The organism is Metabacillus sp. 113a (genome assembly GCF_050107635.1).
In the GTDB taxonomy this organism is placed as follows: domain Bacteria; phylum Bacillota; class Bacilli; order Bacillales; family Bacillaceae; genus Metabacillus_B.
The window spans coordinates 34650-54520 of sequence record NZ_JBNILJ010000006.1 but is presented as its reverse complement, the minus strand read 5'-3'; the positions used below and the strand labels follow the sequence as shown (position 1 = coordinate 54520).

21 protein-coding genes are annotated in these 19871 nt (G+C 45.9%); 15 read left to right on the top strand and 6 right to left on the bottom strand.

The features are described from left to right. Positions 1-66 precede the first annotated feature (66 nt). The 3 genes from ACQCVE_RS11460 to ACQCVE_RS11450 all read left to right on the top strand — a co-directional run bounded on the left by ACQCVE_RS11460 (position 67) and on the right by ACQCVE_RS11450 (position 3820). Positions 67-1035: a BMP family lipoprotein gene (locus ACQCVE_RS11460; protein ID WP_426845215.1), complete on the top strand. Its 969-nt coding sequence runs from the start codon at positions 67-69 to the stop codon at positions 1033-1035. Further along, on the top strand, positions 1032-2684 hold the full coding sequence (locus ACQCVE_RS11455; protein ID WP_426862885.1) for a methyl-accepting chemotaxis protein: 1653 nt from the start codon (positions 1032-1034) through the stop codon (positions 2682-2684). Before ACQCVE_RS11460 ends, ACQCVE_RS11455 begins: the two co-directional genes overlap by 4 nt. Positions 2685-2806: 122 nt before the next feature. Continuing rightward, the gene (locus tag ACQCVE_RS11450; protein ID WP_426845219.1) at positions 2807-3820 is read left to right on the top strand and encodes a hypothetical protein; all 1014 of its coding nucleotides are present in this window, start codon (positions 2807-2809) and stop codon (positions 3818-3820) included. A 35-nt stretch (positions 3821-3855) separates the two neighbouring features. Here ACQCVE_RS11450 and ACQCVE_RS11445 read toward each other — a convergent pair whose 3' ends face one another. Together ACQCVE_RS11445 and ACQCVE_RS11440 are read right to left on the bottom strand one after the other, a co-directional pair. After that, positions 3856-3987 carry a DUF3941 domain-containing protein gene (locus ACQCVE_RS11445; protein ID WP_426845221.1) on the bottom strand — a complete coding sequence of 44 codons (132 nt, stop codon included), beginning with the start codon at positions 3985-3987 and terminating at the stop codon, positions 3856-3858. A gap of 62 nt (positions 3988-4049) precedes the next feature. Next, complete coding sequence (locus ACQCVE_RS11440; RefSeq protein ID WP_426845223.1) at positions 4050-4907, bottom strand: DegV family protein; 858 nt, start codon at positions 4905-4907, stop codon at positions 4050-4052. A gap of 279 nt (positions 4908-5186) precedes the next feature. On the opposite strand from ACQCVE_RS11440, the gene ACQCVE_RS11435 reads away from it, so the two are divergent. Continuing rightward, a complete protein-coding gene (locus ACQCVE_RS11435) occupies positions 5187-6011 on the top strand; it encodes a YitT family protein (protein ID WP_426845322.1) in 825 nt (274 codons plus the stop codon). 19 nt (positions 6012-6030) lie between these two features. Then, a complete protein-coding gene (locus ACQCVE_RS11430; protein ID WP_426862883.1) occupies positions 6031-6396 on the top strand; it encodes a BsuPI-related putative proteinase inhibitor in 366 nt (121 codons plus the stop codon). A gap of 34 nt (positions 6397-6430) precedes the next feature. Here ACQCVE_RS11430 and ACQCVE_RS11425 read toward each other — a convergent pair whose 3' ends face one another. From ACQCVE_RS11425 to ACQCVE_RS11415, 3 genes are all read right to left on the bottom strand, one after another. After that, positions 6431-6601, bottom strand: coding sequence for a DUF3813 domain-containing protein (locus ACQCVE_RS11425; protein WP_426845227.1), 171 nt, complete (start codon positions 6599-6601; stop codon positions 6431-6433). 1 nt (position 6602) lies between these two features. Then, positions 6603-6761 (bottom strand): hypothetical protein, encoded by a 159-nt coding sequence (locus ACQCVE_RS11420; protein ID WP_426862978.1) that lies wholly within the window; start codon positions 6759-6761, stop codon positions 6603-6605. 104 nt (positions 6762-6865) lie between these two features. Next, complete coding sequence (locus ACQCVE_RS11415; protein WP_426845324.1) at positions 6866-7678, bottom strand: Cof-type HAD-IIB family hydrolase; 813 nt, start codon at positions 7676-7678, stop codon at positions 6866-6868. A 170-nt stretch (positions 7679-7848) separates the two neighbouring features. Between ACQCVE_RS11415 and ACQCVE_RS11410 the strand changes: the two genes are divergently transcribed. The 10 genes from ACQCVE_RS11410 (at position 7849) to ACQCVE_RS11365 (ending at position 19385) form a co-directional block, all read left to right on the top strand. Beyond that, a complete protein-coding gene (locus ACQCVE_RS11410) occupies positions 7849-8634 on the top strand; it encodes a prolyl oligopeptidase family serine peptidase (RefSeq protein ID WP_426862881.1) in 786 nt (261 codons plus the stop codon). 57 nt (positions 8635-8691) lie between these two features. Then, the gene (locus ACQCVE_RS11405; protein WP_426845233.1) at positions 8692-9000 is read left to right on the top strand and encodes a metal-sulfur cluster assembly factor; all 309 of its coding nucleotides are present in this window, start codon (positions 8692-8694) and stop codon (positions 8998-9000) included. Between the two features lie 783 nt (positions 9001-9783). Then, positions 9784-10812, top strand: coding sequence for an N-acetyl-gamma-glutamyl-phosphate reductase (gene argC, locus ACQCVE_RS11400; RefSeq protein WP_426862879.1), 1029 nt, complete (start codon positions 9784-9786; stop codon positions 10810-10812). A 34-nt stretch (positions 10813-10846) separates the two neighbouring features. Beyond that, on the top strand, positions 10847-12064 hold the full coding sequence (gene argJ / locus ACQCVE_RS11395; RefSeq protein WP_426862974.1) for a bifunctional ornithine acetyltransferase/N-acetylglutamate synthase: 1218 nt from the start codon (positions 10847-10849) through the stop codon (positions 12062-12064). Between the two features lie 13 nt (positions 12065-12077). Further along, on the top strand, positions 12078-12857 hold the full coding sequence (gene argB, locus ACQCVE_RS11390; protein ID WP_426862878.1) for an acetylglutamate kinase: 780 nt from the start codon (positions 12078-12080) through the stop codon (positions 12855-12857). Next, the gene (locus ACQCVE_RS11385; RefSeq protein ID WP_426862877.1) at positions 12854-14008 is read left to right on the top strand and encodes an acetylornithine transaminase; all 1155 of its coding nucleotides are present in this window, start codon (positions 12854-12856) and stop codon (positions 14006-14008) included. The genes argB and ACQCVE_RS11385 overlap by 4 nt, the downstream gene beginning before the upstream one ends. Positions 14009-14076: 68 nt before the next feature. After that, on the top strand, positions 14077-15129 hold the full coding sequence (locus ACQCVE_RS11380; RefSeq protein WP_426862875.1) for a carbamoyl phosphate synthase small subunit: 1053 nt from the start codon (positions 14077-14079) through the stop codon (positions 15127-15129). Then, the gene (locus tag ACQCVE_RS11375; protein ID WP_426862873.1) at positions 15122-18124 is read left to right on the top strand and encodes a carbamoyl phosphate synthase large subunit; all 3003 of its coding nucleotides are present in this window, start codon (positions 15122-15124) and stop codon (positions 18122-18124) included. The genes ACQCVE_RS11380 and ACQCVE_RS11375 overlap by 8 nt, the downstream gene beginning before the upstream one ends. Further along, on the top strand, positions 18112-19056 hold the full coding sequence (gene argF, locus ACQCVE_RS11370; protein ID WP_426862872.1) for an ornithine carbamoyltransferase: 945 nt from the start codon (positions 18112-18114) through the stop codon (positions 19054-19056). Before ACQCVE_RS11375 ends, argF begins: the two co-directional genes overlap by 13 nt. Before the next feature lie 149 nt (positions 19057-19205). After that, positions 19206-19385, top strand: a complete 180-nt coding sequence (locus ACQCVE_RS11365; protein WP_426845247.1) for a YjzC family protein — start codon at positions 19206-19208, stop codon at positions 19383-19385. A gap of 132 nt (positions 19386-19517) precedes the next feature. On the opposite strand, the gene ACQCVE_RS11360 is transcribed toward ACQCVE_RS11365, so the two are convergent. Continuing rightward, positions 19518-19703, bottom strand: a complete 186-nt coding sequence (locus ACQCVE_RS11360; RefSeq protein WP_426862870.1) for a YjzD family protein — start codon at positions 19701-19703, stop codon at positions 19518-19520. Positions 19704-19871 lie beyond the last annotated feature (168 nt).

Here is a 19871-nt window from a genome sequence, read left to right as displayed (position 1 = left end):
TTATTTCCCCGTAAAAATGACGATAGAAAAGTGTAATCATAAATAGATAAAAGGGGAGTAACAACTTTGAGAAAATACATAGCTGCTGCTGCAGCGGGCTTATGCCTCATGCTTTTAGCCGGGTGCATGCAGCAAACTGTTCAGAGCAAGGCCGAGAAAAAGATAAAGATAGGGATTATGCTCTCAGATGTCGGTCTTGGGGATCAATCTTTCAGTGATTCAGCATTCAGAGGACTTCAAAAATCAAGGGATGAACTAGGCATCCAGTTTGATTACAGGGAGCTAAAAGACTCTAAGACCTATGAAAAGGGCTTGGAAGATTTAGTGAAGTCTGGAAATGATGTAGTCGTTGGACTTGGATTTATGATTCAGGAGGATCTTGAAAAAACGGCCAAAAAATATCCTGAGCAGCGATTTATTTTGATTGATGCTGTATCAGAACTGAAGAACATTACTTCTCTTACGTTTAAAGAAGAGGAGGGCAGTTATCTGGCGGGAGCACTGGCAGCGATGAAAACCGAAACAGAGGTGCTTGGATTTATTGGCGGAGCGGATGTTCCGCTGATCCGCAAATTTTTGGATGGCTTCCAAAAGGGAGCATTAGCGGTTAACCCTGACGTCCAGCTTAAATCCGTTTTTGCAGAGAACTTTGGTGACGACAAGCTCGGCGGGGAGCTGGCCTCTGATTTAATAGAAGAGGATGCTGATATCTTATACGCAGCAGCAGGTTTTACGGGAGTAGGTGTCCTGAAGGAAGCTCAAAAGCAGGGAGTTTACGGCATCGGGGTCGATAGCGATCAATATTTCTATGCTGAAAAAGCGGTCATTACTTCCATGATGAAAAATATAGATGTAGCCATATATGAAATGGTGAAGGATTACAAAAAGTCAGGCAAGCTCCCGGAGGGGCATATCGAATTTGGAATCGCAGAAAAGGGTGTTGATCTTTCTCCGGTGAGGATTTTAGAGCTGTCAGAAGAGGAACGGAGCAAGCTTGATAGCATGAAGGCAGAATTTGGAGGTGCGGCAAAATGACGATCAGAAAGCGCCTCCTCATCAATATACTCGGGATGATGGCATTAGCCGCTGCCCTGATCCTCTTTATCATTGTCAGCATGCTGTCCATCCAGTCCTCCAATCAGGACTATGTGCCGATTATGATGGACGTCCAGCAGCTTGATGCAGACATGAACACGTTGAAGCAAAGCATCAGCAACTTCTCATTTTCTTTAACAGATGCGCAGCGGGACGAATCGCTGCAGGGAATGAAAAATGCAGAAGAACGCATAGCAAGCATCGAAAAAAGGATGGGCGAGGTTCGGGAAGCTCCTCTATTTTTGAAAGTAAAACAGAAATATGAGATTTGGAAGCCGGAAGCTGCAGCCGCCCTGGAATCAAGAAACCCGGCAGAGGCAAAGCGGCAATCCATCCGTATAGAAGGAATTCAAAACGACGTATACATGCTGAATGAAGAATCCATGGCATATTATGACCGGCTCCAGGAAGAATTGAAAAGCCAGATTGCGTTCGTAATCCTGTCGGCTGCAGTGGGGAGCATTCTGCTGTTAGCTGTCTCAGCCGTTATGGCAATACGGATAACATCCCGCATCACCAAGCCGCTGAAAAAGCTTTCTGAGAATGCAAAGCAAATCACTGAAGGAAATCTCTTGGTAGAAGCCGTTTCTTATAAAGGCAAAGATGAGATCGGGGTGCTCAACGAGGCGTTCGGCCAAATGACCAACCAGTTAAAAGCGCTCTTGTTTTCAATCGACAGTGTAAGCAAAGATGTGGAGGGATTTGCGAGGCAGCTGGAATCGGAAACCCGCTCCTTAACCGAAATCAGCAACCAGGTAGCCGTTTCCACGGATGAACTTTCCGCCGGCTCCCAATCGATTTCAGGGGATTTGCAGGATGCAGTCAACTTAATTGACGATATGGATCGAAGCTTCCAGAAAAATGTGGAAAGAAGCAAACAGGTGCTTGTCCATGGGGAGCTTGCTCAGGAAGCGGTTCATGGCGGAAAAGAGGCCATCCAGAGTCAGAGATTGTTAATCAAAAGCAATCTTGATGCAAGCAGCAAGATCCAGCAGGCCACAAAGGATTTTGCCGGGTATACGGCTAAAATTGAAGACATGGCAAAAGTTGTTTCTGGAATAGCTGACCAGACAAACCTTCTCGCACTAAACGCAGCAATTGAAGCGGCCCGGGCAGGTGAAGCCGGGAAGGGCTTTGCGGTCGTAGCAGAGGAAGTGAGAAAGCTTGCTGAGCAATCGGCGGCCTCAACCCATCACATTTTTGATATGGCCAAAATGATTAAAAAAGGAATTGGTGAGGTTTCAGAAGCGGTGGACAATGGGATGAACCTTGCCTTCCGGCAGGAGAAATCGATGGGAGAAACGAGCCAGACCTTTATGGATATTGAAAAAGCAATGGCTAAAATTGCTGATGAACTGGATTCGCTAAGCTCTGGACTGAACCACTCTAAAGATCTCGGGGGCAAAGTCCTTCATAATGTAGAGAGCATCAGCGCTGTGGTTGAACAAACGGCCGCAGGCAGTGAGGAAATATCTGCTTCCACTACAGAACAGCTCACAGCCTTTGAGAAAATGACGGCGAAGGTAACAGAACTAAGGGTCCTCACAGATGATTTAAATCTAACTCTTGCCCAATTCAAGATTAAATAGTCTATTTCCCCGGGACGGTTGACCGTCCCGGGTTATTTGCATTTTGAACTATTTTCCAGCTTATGCTTCATACAGTTAGGGAATAGGTATTCGTATATAACATGTTAGGAGTGGACTTGTCCATGCTGATTCAGTTTATCCTGGGGGCATCATCAAAACTATTGAGCAAGCTATTCAGCTTTGCTACTGCTTCCTTTCTGGGACGGGTTCCGTCAAAAGATGATTCAAAAATCAGCCTGATTGGAGTATTATCCTTTTATTGGCTGCTCGTTTTAATTACGTTTATTTTTCCAAAAGCAGCCCATAGCCTCATTCCCTTTGCTCCGGATGACGAGAATATCGTCCGGCTGCTGGCTGTCATCTTATTAATTGCTATTCCTTTAATTAACGGATGGATGACTACCAGGGTGGAAAACTACTCTCCGGAAAAACGTCCGTTTGCGAAACAAATTATTATGGGATATCCGATTACAGGAATGATGGGAATGCTCGTTGTTTCTCTCGTCATCACCATTCCGATTGTAAAAGCTCCTTATTTTTTCTATTTATATCACCTTGATACAATCAAAATCATGATAAAAAAGGGACAGTTTGACCATGTGTATGAGCAAATAAAAGACATTTTGCCTGAATGCTCGCTGCGGGAGGAGGATCCGCCGAAAATCATGCAATATCAGTTTAACTTCCTCACATGGGTTCAGAGTAAAATATTTCACGTGCATATGTCGAAGGATATGAGAGTGCTGAAAGGCGAGAATGAGGGAGACTCTTTTCAAATTATCCTTCACGCAACGGATATCGCCATTACTTCAAAAAGAAAAACAGCCGCAAAAATCCGGTCCATCCTTGCTGAAGAATTAAACGAGGAGTACTTGTATTTTTCGTGGGATGACCCTTCCCATGAAGTGGAGGATCAAATTCTTGAATACAAAAATGATTTGTTAACCAATCAAAGGGTCAGCAAAGATGAAATTGAAAGCTTAGCCGAAAAAATCAAGGAAACCGGGCTTTCGCAGGAAGAGTGGAACTCTATACGAAGACAAATATACAAGCTGCAAATGGTTTATTATGACCGTCAGACAAGTAATGGAAATCAATCTGTTCCTCCTGATTATTTAATGGCTTCCAGAGAATAATGCAAAAAGACAGCGGATTGTCGTCCGCTGTCTTTTTACAGGTGATCTGTTTTTTTCGAGAATTGTTTTTTTCCGGCCTTGCGGTTTTTATCGGCCATCATATTTTTCTCATGATGGCGGGCATTGTTATCTTTAGCTTTCTTGTCGTTATCGCTTGTATGCGGCACCCTTTTTCCGCTCCTTTCAGGTGGAGATGATGTTAGGATAACCGCCGTGCATTAAGAATATGTCACAAGTCTTTATTCAGGAAAAACAGAGCAATGGTTCCGGGACCTGAATGTGAACCAACGGCAGAACCAATCATACTGATCATCACTTCTTTTGGAGAAAATTCCTCCATGATCATGTCTTTCAGTTCCTGAGCGGTTTCGAGGTCATCTCCATGACTGATGGCCATCACCTGATTCTCCAGTCCCTGTCCGCGTTCTTTCATCAGTTCGATCATGCGGCGGAAAACCTTCTTTCTGCCTCTGATCTTTTCCAGAGGAATCAATTTTCCACCCTCAACATGCAGAAGGGGTTTAATGTTCAAAAGGCCCCCGACAAAGGCTGACGCTTTACTGACCCGTCCCCCTCTTGCAAGGTATTCAAGGTTGTCGACTGTGAATAGATGCTCGATATGCGAAGCGAAGTCTGTGATGGAGGATTCGATTTCTTCCAGCCCTAATCCTTTTTCAGAAAGCTCGACAGCGCGTCTGACCGCAAGCCCGTATCCAAGTGAAGCGCACTTTGTATCAAGGATCGAGAGAGTAAAATCCGGATACTCTTCCTTCACTTCATTGGCCACCATAACAGCTGTCTGGTAGGTCCCGGAAAGCTCGGACGAAAAAGCAGGATAAAAAGCGGTTTCGCCTTTTTGGGCCAGACCGGTGAAAACCTCTTTAATGGTTAACGGGTTGCATTGAGAGGTCTTCGCCATTTTGCCGTCTTTCATTGCATCGAATACGTCTTTGGAACGAATGGTCAGCAAATCCTCATAATCTTCGCCGTCCAAGTGTACTCCCAGCGGAAGCAAAACGACGCTTTTATCTTCGAAAAAGTCCAATGGCAGATCGCTTGCGCTGTCCGCTATTATTTGAACATTCATTATGTACACCTCGGTTTTTTTCAATTATTTACTATTTTACTTCACTTTTATCCCGTATTAAAGCTTTTTTAGCAGGATCATGAAATTGGGGGATCTTCCATATACGAAGGTCTGCCGCTAAAGGGTCAAAAAGAAACGATAAACAGAATGAATTCATATCACATTTTATCCGAAAGGGGAAACAATAACAAACATTGTATTTGAATGCAGTGATTTGGGGTAAACCATCACTATGAACAACGTCTCGGGAGGGATCCAATATTGGTTAGAGAAGAATCTATGAAAATCATCGTCGTCGTTTTCGGGGCACTCCTTAATGCCATCGCGCTAAACCTTTTTTTGATACCCGCAAAAGTATATGCAAGCGGATTTACAGGGGTCGCGCAGCTGATTTCCAATGTCTTGACCCGCTACACTCCGTTTAGCATCTCAACGGGTGTCCTGCTGCTTTTGCTGAACATACCTGTTTTTGTTATGGGATGGAGGCAGGTTGGAAGGTCTTTTACCATTTACAGCATCATCAGTGTTGCAGCAACTACTGTATTTCTGGGATTTATCCCGTTGGTGCAGATTTCTGGAGATATCCTGCTTAACGCTGTATTTGGAGGAGTTATTGCCGCGGTCGGGGTAGGTTTGACGCTGAAGTACGGTGCCTCTACCGGAGGACTTGATATTGTAGCGATGATCCTTTCCAGAAAAAAAGACAAACCGGTCGGAACATACTTTTTTATGCTCAACGCTGTCATCATTTTTTCAGCAGGCATTCTTTTTGGCTGGGAGAAAGCGCTCTATACGCTGGTGGCGCTTTATGCATCCACCCGTGTCATTGACGCCATTCATACGAGGTATGAAAAGCTGACGGCTATGATTGTAACGAAAAGAGCTGAAGAATTGAAAAAAGCCATTCACGGGAAGCTTGTGCGGGGAATTACAGCCGTCCCGGCAAAGGGCGGTTTTACCAATGAATCAAAAGAAATGCTCATGATGGTCATTACCCGCTATGAGCTTTATGACCTGGAGAAAACGATTCAGGAAGTAGATCCAACCGCCTTTACAAACATTGTGGAAACCAGCGGCATCGTAGGATCGTTTAGGAAAGATTGAACAGGAGGAGAGAGGGCAGATGAGAAAAGGTCAAATTGTTCTGCATACAAAAGCTGAGTGCAAGACGGATCATGCCATCCTTAAACTAATCCTTGAGAATCAATCGGATCAAAGCAAAACGTTCACTTTTTTCACAGGCAGGAAATATGATTTTACTGTTTCAGACAGCGAAGGGAAAACCGTATACAGCTCCTCTAAAGGGAAAATGTTCACCCAAGTGATCCAAGAGCTTACAATTGAACCCGGACAAGCAAAAGAATATCAGGAGACATGGGAATATAGCGACGCTTTTCGCGGAACATTTACAGTCAAAACAGTATTTCTTGGGCAGAGTATGGATGAAGAGAAAATCCATGGGAATAGAGAAGCCGCCATCCATTTGTAAAAAGGAACCGCCATATTTCAGGCGGTTTCTTTTTTTAACGGCTATCAAGCTTCTGCTGAAGATCACGAAGCTGCTGTTTCTCAGCATCCGTCGAATTTGCGTAAGCGGAGGACAAAGCGTTTTTTGCCCGCTCCATCGAGTCCTGATCGTGAGGAGAAGCTTCAGATACGTTCTCACGCGCTTTTTGAAAAAGTTTATTCCCCATCTTAAAATCCTCCGAGTGAGGCGCCGTCCGCTTTTTCCTGCTTGCGCGAAACTTGTTCCTCGGCCTCGGCCATCGTTAAATGATAAGGAATGCGTTCGTCATGCTGAGCAACCGCATTTTTTCCCTGATGAATAAAACGCTTTGATTTTCCGCTGCCCATCATTACCAGCTCCTCAAGTTAGAGTGAAAAAGGGACTCCCTAAAAAGAAGGGAATCCCCTTTATAATGGCCTGCGGCGCATTTTTTATAGATGGGAAAATGCACTTATAAATCCAATTCTTTTTTTAGGTAAACGGCAATTCCATCTTCCATATTCGAGACCGTTTCTTTATTAGCCGTTTCTTTAAGGGCATCAATCGCATTTCCCATGGCAACTCCATGTCCGGCAAATTCAAGCATTTCCAGATCATTATCCTCATCCCCGAACGCAATGACGCGCTCAGCGGGTATTCCGTAATAATCCGTTAATTTTTTTAACCCGACAGCTTTATTAATCCCTGCCTTGATAATCTCAATAACATGCCACGGAGCAGCCCATCTGCGGTGCTCAACGACTTCAGCATGCACATCGGACAGGTACGAACGGATTCGATCAACATTGCCTTCCTCAGCATGGATCAAAATGCTTGTGACGTCCTCTCCCAATGTTTCATTCAAATCGCCAATCGTCATCTCCGGATCACCCATGCTGAATACGTCCAGCAGACGCTCATCATGCTTATGAAAATACACGCGGTCCTTCACTTCTGCCAGCATATTATGTACACCATGTTGGTCGGCCGTCTGAATGATCTCCTGCACGACATCCAGTTCAAGCGTAGTGTGGAACATTCCCCATCCATCATCCTTCGGGTGATGGACAAACGCACCGTTAAAATTCACAATCGGCGTATCCAGTCCGAGTTCCCTGTAATACAGTGAGCTGGACCGGTATGGTCGGCCGGTCGCAATGCAAACAATATGTCCAGCCGCTCTCGCTTTTCCAATGATTTCCTTCGAGTAGCCGGAAATGGTCTTATCATCTCTCAGCAAGGTTCCATCTAAGTCCAATGCAATCAAATAAGGTTTATTTTCCATAAAGTCTCCCTTAGTCATCATTTTCTCAATCCTATATTTATTATATCAAAAATATGTCGATTGTAACGAATCAGCAGCCAATCGATTTAGCTGCCCCATTTTTTCAAACCATTTAAAAGCATGGTACACTATAGCTGGATAAAGTGTTTGCATAACAAGGAGGAAGCTGCGTGATCTTAGTAGAGAAAACGACCGCAGGAGGAATACCCGTCCTGCACGTAGTAAAAGATGAATTAAAGCATGAACCAACCCCATTCGTTATTTTCGTACATGGATTCACAAGTGCGAAAGAACACAATTTGCATTACGCCTACCTTCTTGCAGAGCAGGGAGCAAGAGTTGTTCTGCCTGAAGCACTCTACCACGGGGAGCGGGCAGAGCCCCTTGAACCGATGGAATTGAACGTTCGTTTTTGGGACATCGTAATGAATACCATTCACGAACTGAAGCCCATAAAAGAAGATTTTGTCCAGCAGGGCTTGGTCGACGAAAACCGGATTGGACTTGCAGGCACATCCATGGGCGGGATTGTAACCCTAGGCGCACTCACTCAATACGACTGGATCTCTGCCGGCGTCAGTCTGATGGGAAGCCCTTATTACGTTCATTTTCTGAGAAAGCAAGTGGAATACTTGCGGGAAGCGGGCAAAGTCCTCCCCATCTCTGATGAAGACCTTGAAACGAAAATGCAATCGCTTGAACAATATGATTTGAGTTTACATAAAGAAGCCCTTCATGGCCGTCCCCTTCTCTTCTGGCACGGAGAAAAAGATCAAGTCGTTCCTTTTAAACCGACCTGGGCATTCTACGAAGAACTGAAAACTGCATACGAAGCTGAACCCGAAAAAATTAAATTTATCCGGGACCCAAATGCCGACCATAAAGTATCCAGAGAAGGCCTCCTCGGTCTCGTAAATTGGTTTAATCAGCACCTGGATTTGAGCAGTCAAGTTTAAAAACAGCTTAAAGTCCGTTATAATTCATAAATAAGCACTTTGAAGGAGTGAAGCAAAATGGAAGAAGCACTAAAAGAAAATCTAATGGGCGCACTCGAGCAAGTTGTCGATCCTGAACTTGGCGTCGACATCGTTAACCTGGGCCTCGTTTATGACGTGGATATGGATGAAGAAGGCAATACAGAGGTTACAATGACCCTCACCTCTATGGGATGCCCCCTCGCCGGAACAATCGTCGATCAGGTGAAAATTGCATTGGCTGACATTCCGGAGGTAAAAGATACGGAAGTCAACATCGTATGGAATCCGCCATGGTCCAAAGACCGCATGTCCCGTTACGCAAAAATCGCACTTGGAATTACCTGATACCTACCACCTCTTGCCTGCGGGCAGGGGGTGGTTTTTTTGATTCACAGGAGAAGAAATGTATGTGGGAGAAGGAGGATGTCAGGGAAACCGTGAATGCCTTACGAGAAGAGTGGAGGTCTTTAAGGCGGGTTGTTGATGGCAGATAATGCGCCTTACCGTGCAGTTTGTCAGACAAGAATGTCAGACAACGTGCTTTATCCCGTAGATGTCAGACAAGAATGTCAGACATCACGCTTAACCCCGGCCAGTGTCAGACAAGAATGTCAGACAACGCACCCCAAACTGCCAATGTCAGACAAGAATGTCAGACAACGCGCTCCATCCCGCCCAATGTCAGACAAGAATGTCAGACAACGCACTCCATCCCTCCCAATGTCAGACAAGAATGTCAGACAACGCGCTTCATCCTGCCAATGTCAGACAAGAATGTCAGACAACGCACCCCAAACTGCCAATGTCAGACAAGAATGTCAGACAACGCTCCCCAAGCTGCCAATGTCAGACAAGAATGTCAGACAACGCGCATTCTCCCCGTCCAATGTCAGACAAGAATGTCAGACAACGCGCATTCTCCCCGCCAATGTCAGACAACGCTCCATAACCCCACCCTCCAAATCCTAATTGTCTCAACTTAATAAAAAGTGCCTCATCCCTGCTGTAAAGGAGTTTAGCAGCTAATCTGCCAAAAAGCGCGAAAAAAATAATAAATATACAGTTGATTTTATTTATATGCGTATTTATAATTGGAACTAATTAATTTTGGATAAGGGTGGTGGTAGTTTGAATATAGGAATTACAGGATCTACTGGCTATGGGGGGGTTGAGCTTTATAGATTGCTAGCGAATCATCCTTATACAGAAAAATGTATACTATATACATCGACTCAAGGCGGGAAGCTTTATTCGGATGTTTATCCTCATTTGAGCGGGATTCAGGAGGACTCTTTGATTAACGTTGAGGAGGCGGAAGGAATCGATGTCATGTTTGTAGCGGCGCCTCCTGGTGTTTCGTCGGAATTAACTCCGAAGCTTGTGAAAAAAGGCATGAAGGTTGTGGATTTGTCGGGGGATTTCAGGCTTAAGGATCCTAGACAGTATGAGGAGTGGTATCATCGTCCACCGGCAGCGGATGACCTTCTAAAAGATGCTGTGTATGGTTTATCCGAGTTGAATAAGGTGAGCATCTCTTCGTGCAGGATTCTTTCTAATCCAGGCTGCTATCCGACGGCCTCTCTTCTTGGTTTGGCTCCGCTTGTGCTGCAGCATGCAGTTGACCCTTGTTCAATTGTGATTGATGCTAAATCAGGTGTCTCGGGAGCCGGCAGAAAGGCGGGGCTTGGAACGCATTATTCTGAGCTGAATGAGAATTTTAAAGTTTACAAGCCGGGTGAGCATCAGCACATCCCTGAGATTGAGCAGCAGCTTGGGCTGTGGATGAATGAGCCGGCACTTATCAGCTTTTCGCCGCATCTTGTGCCGATGACGAGAGGGATTATGGCAACGATGTATATAAAAATGGCAGAGTCCATAACGACCGATGAATTGTACGAAAGCTATGATTCTTTCTATAAGGGTGCTCCTTTTGTTCGAGTGCGGAGGCCGGGGACCTATCCGCAGACGAAGGAAGTGGCTGGGTCCAATTTTTGCGACATAGGAGTAAAAGTTGATGAACGGACAGGGCGGGCGGTCATTATATCTGTTATCGATAATTTGATGAAGGGTGCAGCGGGGCAGGCTGTGCAAAATTTCAATATAATGAATGGCTGGGATGAGCAGACCGGTTTAAAGCTTTTGCCCATGTATCCATAAAAATTCAGCGGGAGTGTTGAGTGTGGAAGATGTAATGGAGGCGGCCGTTCTAATCGAAAAACATGGGACAGTCGTTTCGCCTAAGGGGTTTAAAGCCGATGGGGTCCACTGCGGCCTCAGGTACTCTAAAAAAGATTTGGGAGTGATTTTGAGCGAGGTCCCGGCAAGTGCTGCGGCTGTTTATACGCAGAGTCATTTTCAGGCAGCCCCCCTCAAGGTTACGCAGGAAAGCATGGCTGCAGGACGGAAGATTCAGGCCATCGCTGTGAATAGCGGGAATGCAAATGCCTGTACCGGGGATCAGGGTATAGAGCATGCATATAAAATGCGGAGGGCCTGCGCTGAGCAATTCGGCATTCGTGAGGAGCTGACTGCTGTTGCTTCAACTGGGGTTATTGGAGAGCGTTTGGCTATTGAGAAGGTTCTTCGTGGAATGACTCTCCTGCATCCCTCCAGCTGTGAGGACGGCAGTGAGTCATTTGAACGCTCTATTTTGACGACAGATACGGGAGTAAAGCATGCAGGGGCAAGGCTTTCCATTGATGGAAAAGAGGTCTGGATCGGCGGGGCAGCTAAAGGGTCCGGCATGATCCATCCAAATATGGCTACAATGCTTGGGTTTATCACAACGGATGCGGCTATTGAAGCGGAACATCTTCAGGAGGCTTTGAGTGAAGTTACGGATGTTACATTTAATCAGATTACCGTTGATGGGGAAACCTCAACCAATGATATGGTCATGGTTCTCGCAAATGGTTTGGCAGGAAATGCTCCGCTTACCCCGGAACACAAGGAGTGGAACCATTTTAAAGATGGGCTCAAGGAAGTTTGCAAAGAGCTGGCTAAACAAATTGCGAAGGACGGGGAAGGCGCAACGAAGCTGATTGAGGTTCAAGTCACTGGAGGAGCTTCTGTTCAGGAAGCAAGGGAGGCAGCTAAAAAAGTCGTTGGTTCAAGTCTTGTGAAGACAGCGGTTTTCGGAGAGGATGCAAATTGGGGACGCATTATTGGGGCACTTGGACACAGCCGATCCGCAATGAATCCCGGGCAAACGGAGGTATGGCTGGGAGAGCATTGTCTTTTCCGTGAGGGAGAGCCCCAGCATTACAAGGAAGAAGAGGCGGCTGGCTATTTGAAGAATCAAACGATCGTCATCCGTGTGAACCTGGCTGCCGGCGATGCTGAAGCGACCGCCTGGGGCTGCGATTTGACGTATGATTACGTCAAAATTAATGCGAGCTACAGAACGTAAAGGAGGGATAGAGTTGAAGCAAACCATCGTAATCAAATGCGGGGGAAGCATTATTTCCGAGCTGTCTGAATCTTTTTTTTCCTCCATCCGGAATTTAAAAACTGCCGGATGGAATGTTGTCCTTGTTCATGGGGGTGGTCCTGATATTACAAATGCATTGAAACAGATGCATATAAAAACGGAATTTACTGACGGCCAGCGAAAAACCACGAAGGAAGTGATGGACGTTGTTCAGATGATTCTTGCCGGGAAATTAAATAAGCAGCTGGCAGGAGAGTTTTTAAAAAGGGGGTTGAATGCGGTTGGTCTTTCGGGACAGGATGCAGGAATTCTTTGCGCCGAGCTGCTGGATGAGGAAAAGCTGGGGCTGGTGGGCACAGTCACGGCGGTGAAGACAGAATTCGTTGAACTGCTTCTTAAGAATGATTACCTTCCAGTTGTTGCCCCCCTCGGTTTCACAGATGATTTTGAGCCGCTGAATGTGAATGCTGATGCGGCCGCCGCGTCCATAGCCCGTCAGCTAAATGCGGAAAAATTGATGTTTGTTACGGATGTGGACGGCATTCTCCGTGAGGGAAAGCTGATCAGGGAAATGGATGCTGAGCAGGTCCATACCTTAATTGATAACGGGGTTATTTCAGGCGGCATGATTCCTAAAGCGGAAGCCTGCCTCCGTTCTCTTTCGGAAAATTTGACAGAAGTTATGATAGTGAACGGCAAGAAAGCATTTCTGGAGGACAATCAATTCAAGGGAACGAAAATAGAGTACAAAAAGGAGGCGGCTGCTGGATGAGCTCTTTATTCCCTACATATGCAAGGTGGGATCTCACGATAGAAGAAGCTGAAGGCGCCTGGGTTAAAGATGCTAATGGCAAGGAGTACCTTGATTTTGTTTCAGGGATTGCCGTGTGCAGCCTGGGTCATCGATTTGGACCTGTTCAAAAAGCCTTATCTGAACAGCTCGAAAAAGTCTGGCATGTATCGAATCTCTTCGGAAACCAGCTCCAGGAAGAGGCTGCAAGTCTGCTGACGAAGAATTCCTTTGCGGATGCCGTCTTTTTTTGCAACAGTGGCGCGGAAGCAAATGAAGCTGCGATCAAGCTTGCTAAAAAGCATACGGGAAAAGGGACGGTCGTTACATTTAAGCAGTCCTTTCATGGCCGCACATTTGCAGCGATGGGTGCGACCGGGCAGGAGAAAGTAAGGAGTGGTTTTGGGGAGATGCTTCCTTCTTTTGAATATTTGCCTTATAACGATGAAGAAGCTCTAATGGAATTACAGGGAGATCATTATGCAGCAATTATGCTGGAAGTCGTTCAAGGGGAAGGCGGAGTTGTTCCGGGGACGGCTGCTTTTTTAAAAAGAGTCGGGGAAGCGTGTAAAAGGTTGGGCTGCTTATTGATCGTGGATGAAGTTCAGACTGGAATTGGCCGGACCGGTACCCTTTTTGCTCATGAGGGTCTGTTATCACCGGATATTGCCACGTCAGCGAAAGGTCTTGGAAACGGCTTTCCAGTAGGGGCTATGCTAGGTACAAAAGAATTGATCAGCAGTTTTCAGGCCGGCTCACACGGGTCAACATTCGGCGGGAATTACCTTGCTATGGCCGCAGTAAAAGCTGTGCTGGAAACGGTATTAGGTGGTGGCTTTCTGGAAAAAGTCCGCCATATGGGGGAATACCTTAGACGTGTTCTGGAAAAAGAGCTGGATGGGCAGCCAATGCTTGAGGAGATCAGGGGAAGGGGAATGATGATTGGAATTGTATGGAAAGAGCCGGCAGGCGAGCGGATTAAAGAAATGAGGGACAATGGCTTGCTGGTCCTGCCGGCAGGTGAACATGTGATCCGGCTGCTTCCCCCAATCAACTGTACGGAGGAAGAATGCAGGAAGGCTGCATCTATTATAAAAAAAGTACTGGGAACTCACTCTAAAACCATGGTTTAATTTTTTTTACCTAGTTGTGAATAAAAATACATTATAAGGAATTTATATACAAAGCGGAGGTGATTCGTATGAAGGGATATATCAAGCTTGAAAACGGTCTGCAGCTGGAAGGGGAACTTGAAGACGGAACGCATTTGGATGCAGAGGGAGAAGCTGTTTTTTATACAGGGATGACGGGCTATCAGGAAGTGTTGAGCGATCCTTCCTACCAGAATCAAATCCTCATATTTACTTACCCCCTAATAGGGAACTGTGGAATCAACCTGCAGGACTTTGAGAGCAAAAAGCCTCAAATTAGTGGGGCTGTATTTTATGAGTGCACTGAGGATTTTTCCCATTATGAGGCGGTATCCAGTGTTAAAGCTTATTTGAAAAAGTGGGGCATCCCCTTTATCCATCATGTGGACACCCGTTTTCTTGTAAAAGAGATCCGTTCTTCAGGTACGATGAACGCCAAAATTACGGCCCATCCAGTGGATAACGTTCCGCCTATAAAACTGCCGGACCATGACGGGGGAGAAGCTGTTACCCACGGAGAAGGAAAGCTTCACACCGTTTTAGTTGATTTTGGACTGAAAAAATCCATTTTAACAGCTCTGCTTAACCGTGGTCATCAGGTTACCATTTTACCCTATCATAAGCTGGATAAGGTTCGTGAACTCAAACCAGGTGGAATCGTATTTTCAAATGGCCCCGGAGATCCGAAGCAGCTTGCTGGGTATTTGCCGCTCATTAAACAGCTCGCTGATGAATTTCCGGTGATGGGCATATGTCTTGGCCATCAGCTGCTTGCGTTAGCCTATGGTTTTGATACCGAAAAGCTTGACTTTGGGCACAGGGGGGCTAATCATCCGGTGGTCGACAGGCTGAAGGGAAAGGTGTTTATGACCTCGCAGAACCACAGTTTTGTCGTCAAAAGAAAAGCGGGCAGTGAAGAGCTGTCTGTCCGTTTTGAAAATATTAATGACGGGAGTATTGAGGGGCTGTTCCATCCGGATAATAAGCTTTTAACTGTCCAATTTCATCCTGAGGCCAATCCTGGTCCAAAGGAGAGCGAATGGATATTTGACGAATACACATCAATGATCAGCCAAACGGGGAGCGTTGCAATTTATGCCTAAGAATATTGAGATTAAAAAAGTGCTGGTAATCGGTTCGGGACCGATTATCATCGGCCAGGCCGCTGAATTTGATTACTCTGGGACCCAGGCATGCCTTGCATTAAAGGAAGAAGGCTGCGAAGTCATTTTACTTAATAATAACCCCGCTACGATTATGACAGACCCCGATGTAGCAGATACGGTTTATTTTGAACCTATGACAGCTGCTTCAATTGAAAAAATCATTAAAACAGAAAAGCCTGATGGTCTGATTGCTTCGGTTGGGGGACAGACAGGACTGAATTTAGCTCTTGAGCTTGATGAAAAAGGAATCCTTGAAGCACACTGTGTTAAATTGCTCGGATCTCCTGCAGCTTCAATTAAACAGGGAGAGGACCGGGACCTTTTCAGAAAACTTATGCATGATATGAAGGAGCCAATTCCGGAAAGCCTGATTGTCCATAATGCGGAGGAAGCCCTTGATTTTGCTGATGAGATCGGTTATCCGATTATTATACGGCCTGCGTATACGCTCGGCGGAAAAGGGGGAGGCATTGCCTCTGCTGAAAAAGAGCTGAAGGAGATGCTTCGTCACGGCCTGGAAGCAAGCCCCATCCGGCAGTGCTTAGTTGAAAAAAGTATCGCGGGCTTTAAGGAAGTGGAATATGAGGTGATGCGTGATGCAGCCGGAACGTCGGTTGCAATTTGCAGCATGGAAAACTTCGATCCGGTTGGCATTCACACGGGCGACTCGATTGTCGCCGCGCCATCCCAGACTTTGACCGACAAGGAGCATCAAATGCTTCGGACCTCAGCTCTGCGCATCATTGGTGAACTTGGAATCATTGGAGGCTGCAATATTCAATTTGCCCTGGATCCAAACAGCAGGCAATACTTTGTCATTGAGGTGAATCCGCGTGTCAGCCGATCCTCTGCCCTTGCCTCAAAAGCGACCGGGTACCCCATCGCGAGGATCGCGGCAAAGCTCGCACTCGGCTATACGCTGGATGAATTAAAAAATCCGCTTACTGAAACAACCTATGCCAGCTTCGAACCGGCACTTGATTATGTCGCCGTAAAGTTCCCGAGATGGCCTTTTGATAAGTTCAAAGATCTGGACCGCAGGCTTGGAACGAAAATGAAAGCGACAGGTGAAGTGATGGCTCTTTCAAGGAATATGGAAGCAGGTTTTTTAAAGGCACTTGATTCTCTTGAACTCGATACGGTGGGCGCTTTTATGCCTGAAATCATGAAGCTGGAGGATAAGGAACTTGATAGCCTGATGGCCAAGGCAGACGACAGGCGTTTCTTTGCAGCAGCGGAGAGAATGAGAAGAGGAGCGGGCATTGAATTTATTCATCAGCTAACGAAAATTGACCGTTATTTTCTCGGTGTCATCCAGTCGGTCTTAAAGATTGAACAGGAGATAAAGCTATCGCCTGATATGGATCAAAAACAGCTTTCATCCTGGAAGGAAAAAGGCTTCTCTGATGTCGCAATTGCCTTTTTATCAGGACGGCATGAAACCGAAATAAAAGAGCTGCGAAAGCAATGGGGAATACATGCGGTATACAAAATCGTTGATACTTGCGCAGCTGAATTTGAAGCGAGAACGAACTATTTTTATTCTGTGTATTTTGGAGAACAGGATTACGTTCCTGTGAAGAATGGGAAAAAACGGATCGTCATTATTGGTTCTGGTCCGAACAGAATCGGCCAGGGCATCGAATTTGATTACAGCGCTGTACATGGAATAAAAGCTTTGAAAAACTCGGGGTGTGAAGCCATTATGATAAACAGCAATCCTGAGACGGTCAGTACAGACTATGAGCTCGCGGACCGTCTATACTTCGAACCCTTAACCTTTGAGTATGTGATGAATGTCGTAGAGCATGAGAAGGCAGATGCGGTCATCGTTCAATTTGGCGGGCAAACGGCCATTAATCTTGCACAAAAGCTGGAAGAAGCCGGGGTAACTCTGCTTGGCACGGATCACCAAACGCTATTTACGCTTGAGGATCGCGAGGCATTTTATCGGCTGCTGGATTCCTGCGGCATTCCGAGGGTAAAAGGGATGGCTGCGCAAACGGCAGAAGAAGCGATAGCAGCAGCAGGGACGATCGGCTTTCCTGTGCTGTTGAGGCCTTCCTATGTAATTGGAGGCAAGGGGATGGCGGCGGCAGAAAATGAAAAGGAGCTGGCTGCGCTGCTTAAGAAGGCAGACGAGGCAGCCTTCCCCATCCTTATTGATCAATTTGTACAAGGAAAAGAAGCGGAGCTTGATCTCGTTTCTGATGGAGAAAACGTTTGGATCCCGCTTATAATCGAACATATTGAACGGGCGGGTGTTCATTCAGGAGACAGTATGGCTATTCTCCCGGCGCAGTCTTTTTCAAATACTCAGCTTTCAGCATTACGTGACTATGGAACGGCGATCGCACGGCAACTTTCCTATAAAGGAATCATGAACATTCAATTTATTATTGAAGAAAACAGGATTTACGTCCTGGAAGTAAACCCCAGAGCAAGCAGGACAGTACCTGCAGTCAGCAAAGTCGTTCAAGCATCGCTTATTGAAGAGGCAACGAAGGCGCTGCTTGGAGAAACGATAGCAGAACAAAATTGCACTGTCCCTTTCACTGCTGTGAAGTTCCCGGTTTTTTCAGCTCATGCTCTGCATGATCAAAGCCTTGATCTTGGACCTGAAATGAAATCCACTGGGGAAGGGATGTGTATAGGAGGAAATCTGGAGGAAGCTTTGAAAAAGGTGTTTGATGATGGAAAAGACAAACCGCTTCTCGTGGATTTTGAAAATCCTGAAGACCGGCAGCTGTCATCCTGTATCTTATACAGCCCCGCAAAAATGGAACATATCCGAAAAACAGCTATTGCCTATGGACAGCAGGTTATTACGGATGAGGATACGTATAAGGCCTTTTTAACAGGACAATCGGCGGCTTCATCTGAGCCGGTTCCCATTATTAGCGGAAAGGACGTGGGCACATGCACACTGTAACAGCCAATAACAGCCGCACAATAAAAGGGCTCAGTTTACTGTCACTCCTGGAGCTGGATGGAGATGTCATTCACGATCTTCTTCAGGAAGCAGAAGCTTTGAAAAAAGCACCGGTTGAAACCTCTCTTTCGGGAAAGACGCTTGCCATGATTTTTGAAAAATCCTCTACAAGAACCCGGGTGTCCTTTGAGGCGGGTATGCTGCAGCTCGGGGGGCACGCCTTATTTTTAAGCAGCCGCGATCTGCAGCTTGGGAGAGGGGAATCGATCGAGGATACAGCAAAGGTATTATCCGCCTATGCAGATGCCATCTTGATTCGCACATTTGAACATAAAAAAGCCGAAGAGCTGGCCTTCCATTCTAACGTACCCGTTATTAACGGCTTAACGGACCAATTTCATCCGTGCCAGGCGCTCGCGGATCTATTAACAATTAAAGAGCTGAAAGGGACATTTAAAGGAAAAAAAGCCGCATATATGGGAGATGGCAACAACGTAGCACACTCCCTCATGATAGCCTGCGCCAAAATGGGAATGGACTTTGCTCTGGCCTCACCTGAGGGGTATGGTGCAGATGAGGCCATTATAAAAAATGCACAGAAAACAGCCTGTCATTCTGGAGCCAAGCTTGTTTTTACAAACTCTCCGGAGGAGGCTGCTGCCGAGGCAGATATCATTTATTCAGATGTCTGGACGAGTATGGGGCAGGAGGAAGAAGTGTTGAACCGTCTGAAAGCCTTCGAAGGTTTCCAGGTGAATGAAGCTTTGATGAAGAACGCCAAGCCGGATGCCCATTTCCTTCATTGCTTGCCCGCACACCGGGGGGAAGAGGTGACTGCTGCAGTCATCGATGGACCGAATTCGGCTGTTTTTCAGCAGGCGGAAAACCGTCTGCATGTCCAAAAAGCGCTTTTAAAAATGATTCTCGCCTAAACCGGATATACTAAACATGAACCTTTATCCCGCTTTAAAAGCAAGCCGCAGAAAATCAGCCGGGATGAAGTCCAATTGTTCACTAAGCAACCAGACATCAGAGGGAAGTACCTGTCTGATGGATGTTTCATTTCGAGGAGGGTTTTTCCATGGGTCAGCAGCACCGATTTCGCGAAGGGCAGAAAGCGCCGAATAATGGTGTTTATGTAGAGGTTGGAGAAACAGGAGATAATGTTATGAATCCGAAGCAAATTAAGCTTAAGGCTGGCGGCCACTTTCCTGAAACTTCGAACCATAACCGCCAATGGACGTATAAAAGGAAGCCGTGAACTTCTCAGGTGAAGGCTGCCGCTTAGATTGAAAGCTTAACTTCAGCAAAAAAAGACCTTCAGCAGGAAGGTCTTTTTTGTGTTGAAATGCTGCAGCTCTTCCTTCAATGATGAAATGCGCTTTTCTTTACATTAATGATGGCTGCTGACAGGCTCATCTGGAATAAAAGCGGCAATGGCGTTAATCAAGATAGCTGCTCCTATAGACAGAATGGTAGCTGTCATAAAGTCGTAAGCGCTTCCTACCATGGAAGACGTTACATAAGTAAGCATATGTACGAGCAAGAACGACCAGAAAAACGTCCAAAAATAACGCAAATTTTTCCCCTCCATTTGCACACAATTCTCAAATTATCATACCACACATATTTTATACAATAAAGATACCGGATGAAAACATTTGTGACAAGGATTTGTCGATTTCCCATCGAATTTCCTTAATAGAGAATAGGCTCCTTCCCATACTAATTGTTTGTTTATTTCATA

Excerpts from the sequence above, each read along its gene's own strand:
- ACQCVE_RS11420 (WP_426862978.1), bottom strand. The coding sequence starts at position 6,761 with ATGGGCAGCGGAAAATCAAAGCGTTTTATTCATCAGGGAAAAAATGCG.
- ACQCVE_RS11385 (WP_426862877.1), top strand. The coding sequence starts at position 12,854 with ATGAGCTCTTTATTCCCTACATATGCAAGGTGGGATCTCACGATAGAA.
- ACQCVE_RS11430 (WP_426862883.1), top strand. The coding sequence starts at position 6,031 with ATGAGAAAAGGTCAAATTGTTCTGCATACAAAAGCTGAGTGCAAGACG.
- argF (WP_426862872.1), top strand. The coding sequence starts at position 18,112 with ATGCACACTGTAACAGCCAATAACAGCCGCACAATAAAAGGGCTCAGT.
- ACQCVE_RS11435 (WP_426845322.1), top strand. The coding sequence starts at position 5,187 with ATGAAAATCATCGTCGTCGTTTTCGGGGCACTCCTTAATGCCATCGCG.
- ACQCVE_RS11405 (WP_426845233.1), top strand. The coding sequence starts at position 8,692 with ATGGAAGAAGCACTAAAAGAAAATCTAATGGGCGCACTCGAGCAAGTT.
- ACQCVE_RS11450 (WP_426845219.1), top strand. The coding sequence starts at position 2,807 with ATGCTGATTCAGTTTATCCTGGGGGCATCATCAAAACTATTGAGCAAG.
- ACQCVE_RS11425 (WP_426845227.1), bottom strand. The coding sequence starts at position 6,601 with ATGGGGAATAAACTTTTTCAAAAAGCGCGTGAGAACGTATCTGAAGCT.
- ACQCVE_RS11440 (WP_426845223.1), bottom strand. The coding sequence starts at position 4,907 with ATGAATGTTCAAATAATAGCGGACAGCGCAAGCGATCTGCCATTGGAC.
- ACQCVE_RS11380 (WP_426862875.1), top strand. The coding sequence starts at position 14,077 with ATGAAGGGATATATCAAGCTTGAAAACGGTCTGCAGCTGGAAGGGGAA.
- ACQCVE_RS11415 (WP_426845324.1), bottom strand. The coding sequence starts at position 7,678 with ATGGAAAATAAACCTTATTTGATTGCATTGGACTTAGATGGAACCTTG.
- ACQCVE_RS11365 (WP_426845247.1), top strand. The coding sequence starts at position 19,206 with ATGGGTCAGCAGCACCGATTTCGCGAAGGGCAGAAAGCGCCGAATAAT.
- argJ (WP_426862974.1), top strand. The coding sequence starts at position 10,847 with ATGGAGGCGGCCGTTCTAATCGAAAAACATGGGACAGTCGTTTCGCCT.
- ACQCVE_RS11455 (WP_426862885.1), top strand. The coding sequence starts at position 1,032 with ATGACGATCAGAAAGCGCCTCCTCATCAATATACTCGGGATGATGGCA.
- ACQCVE_RS11375 (WP_426862873.1), top strand. The coding sequence starts at position 15,122 with ATGCCTAAGAATATTGAGATTAAAAAAGTGCTGGTAATCGGTTCGGGA.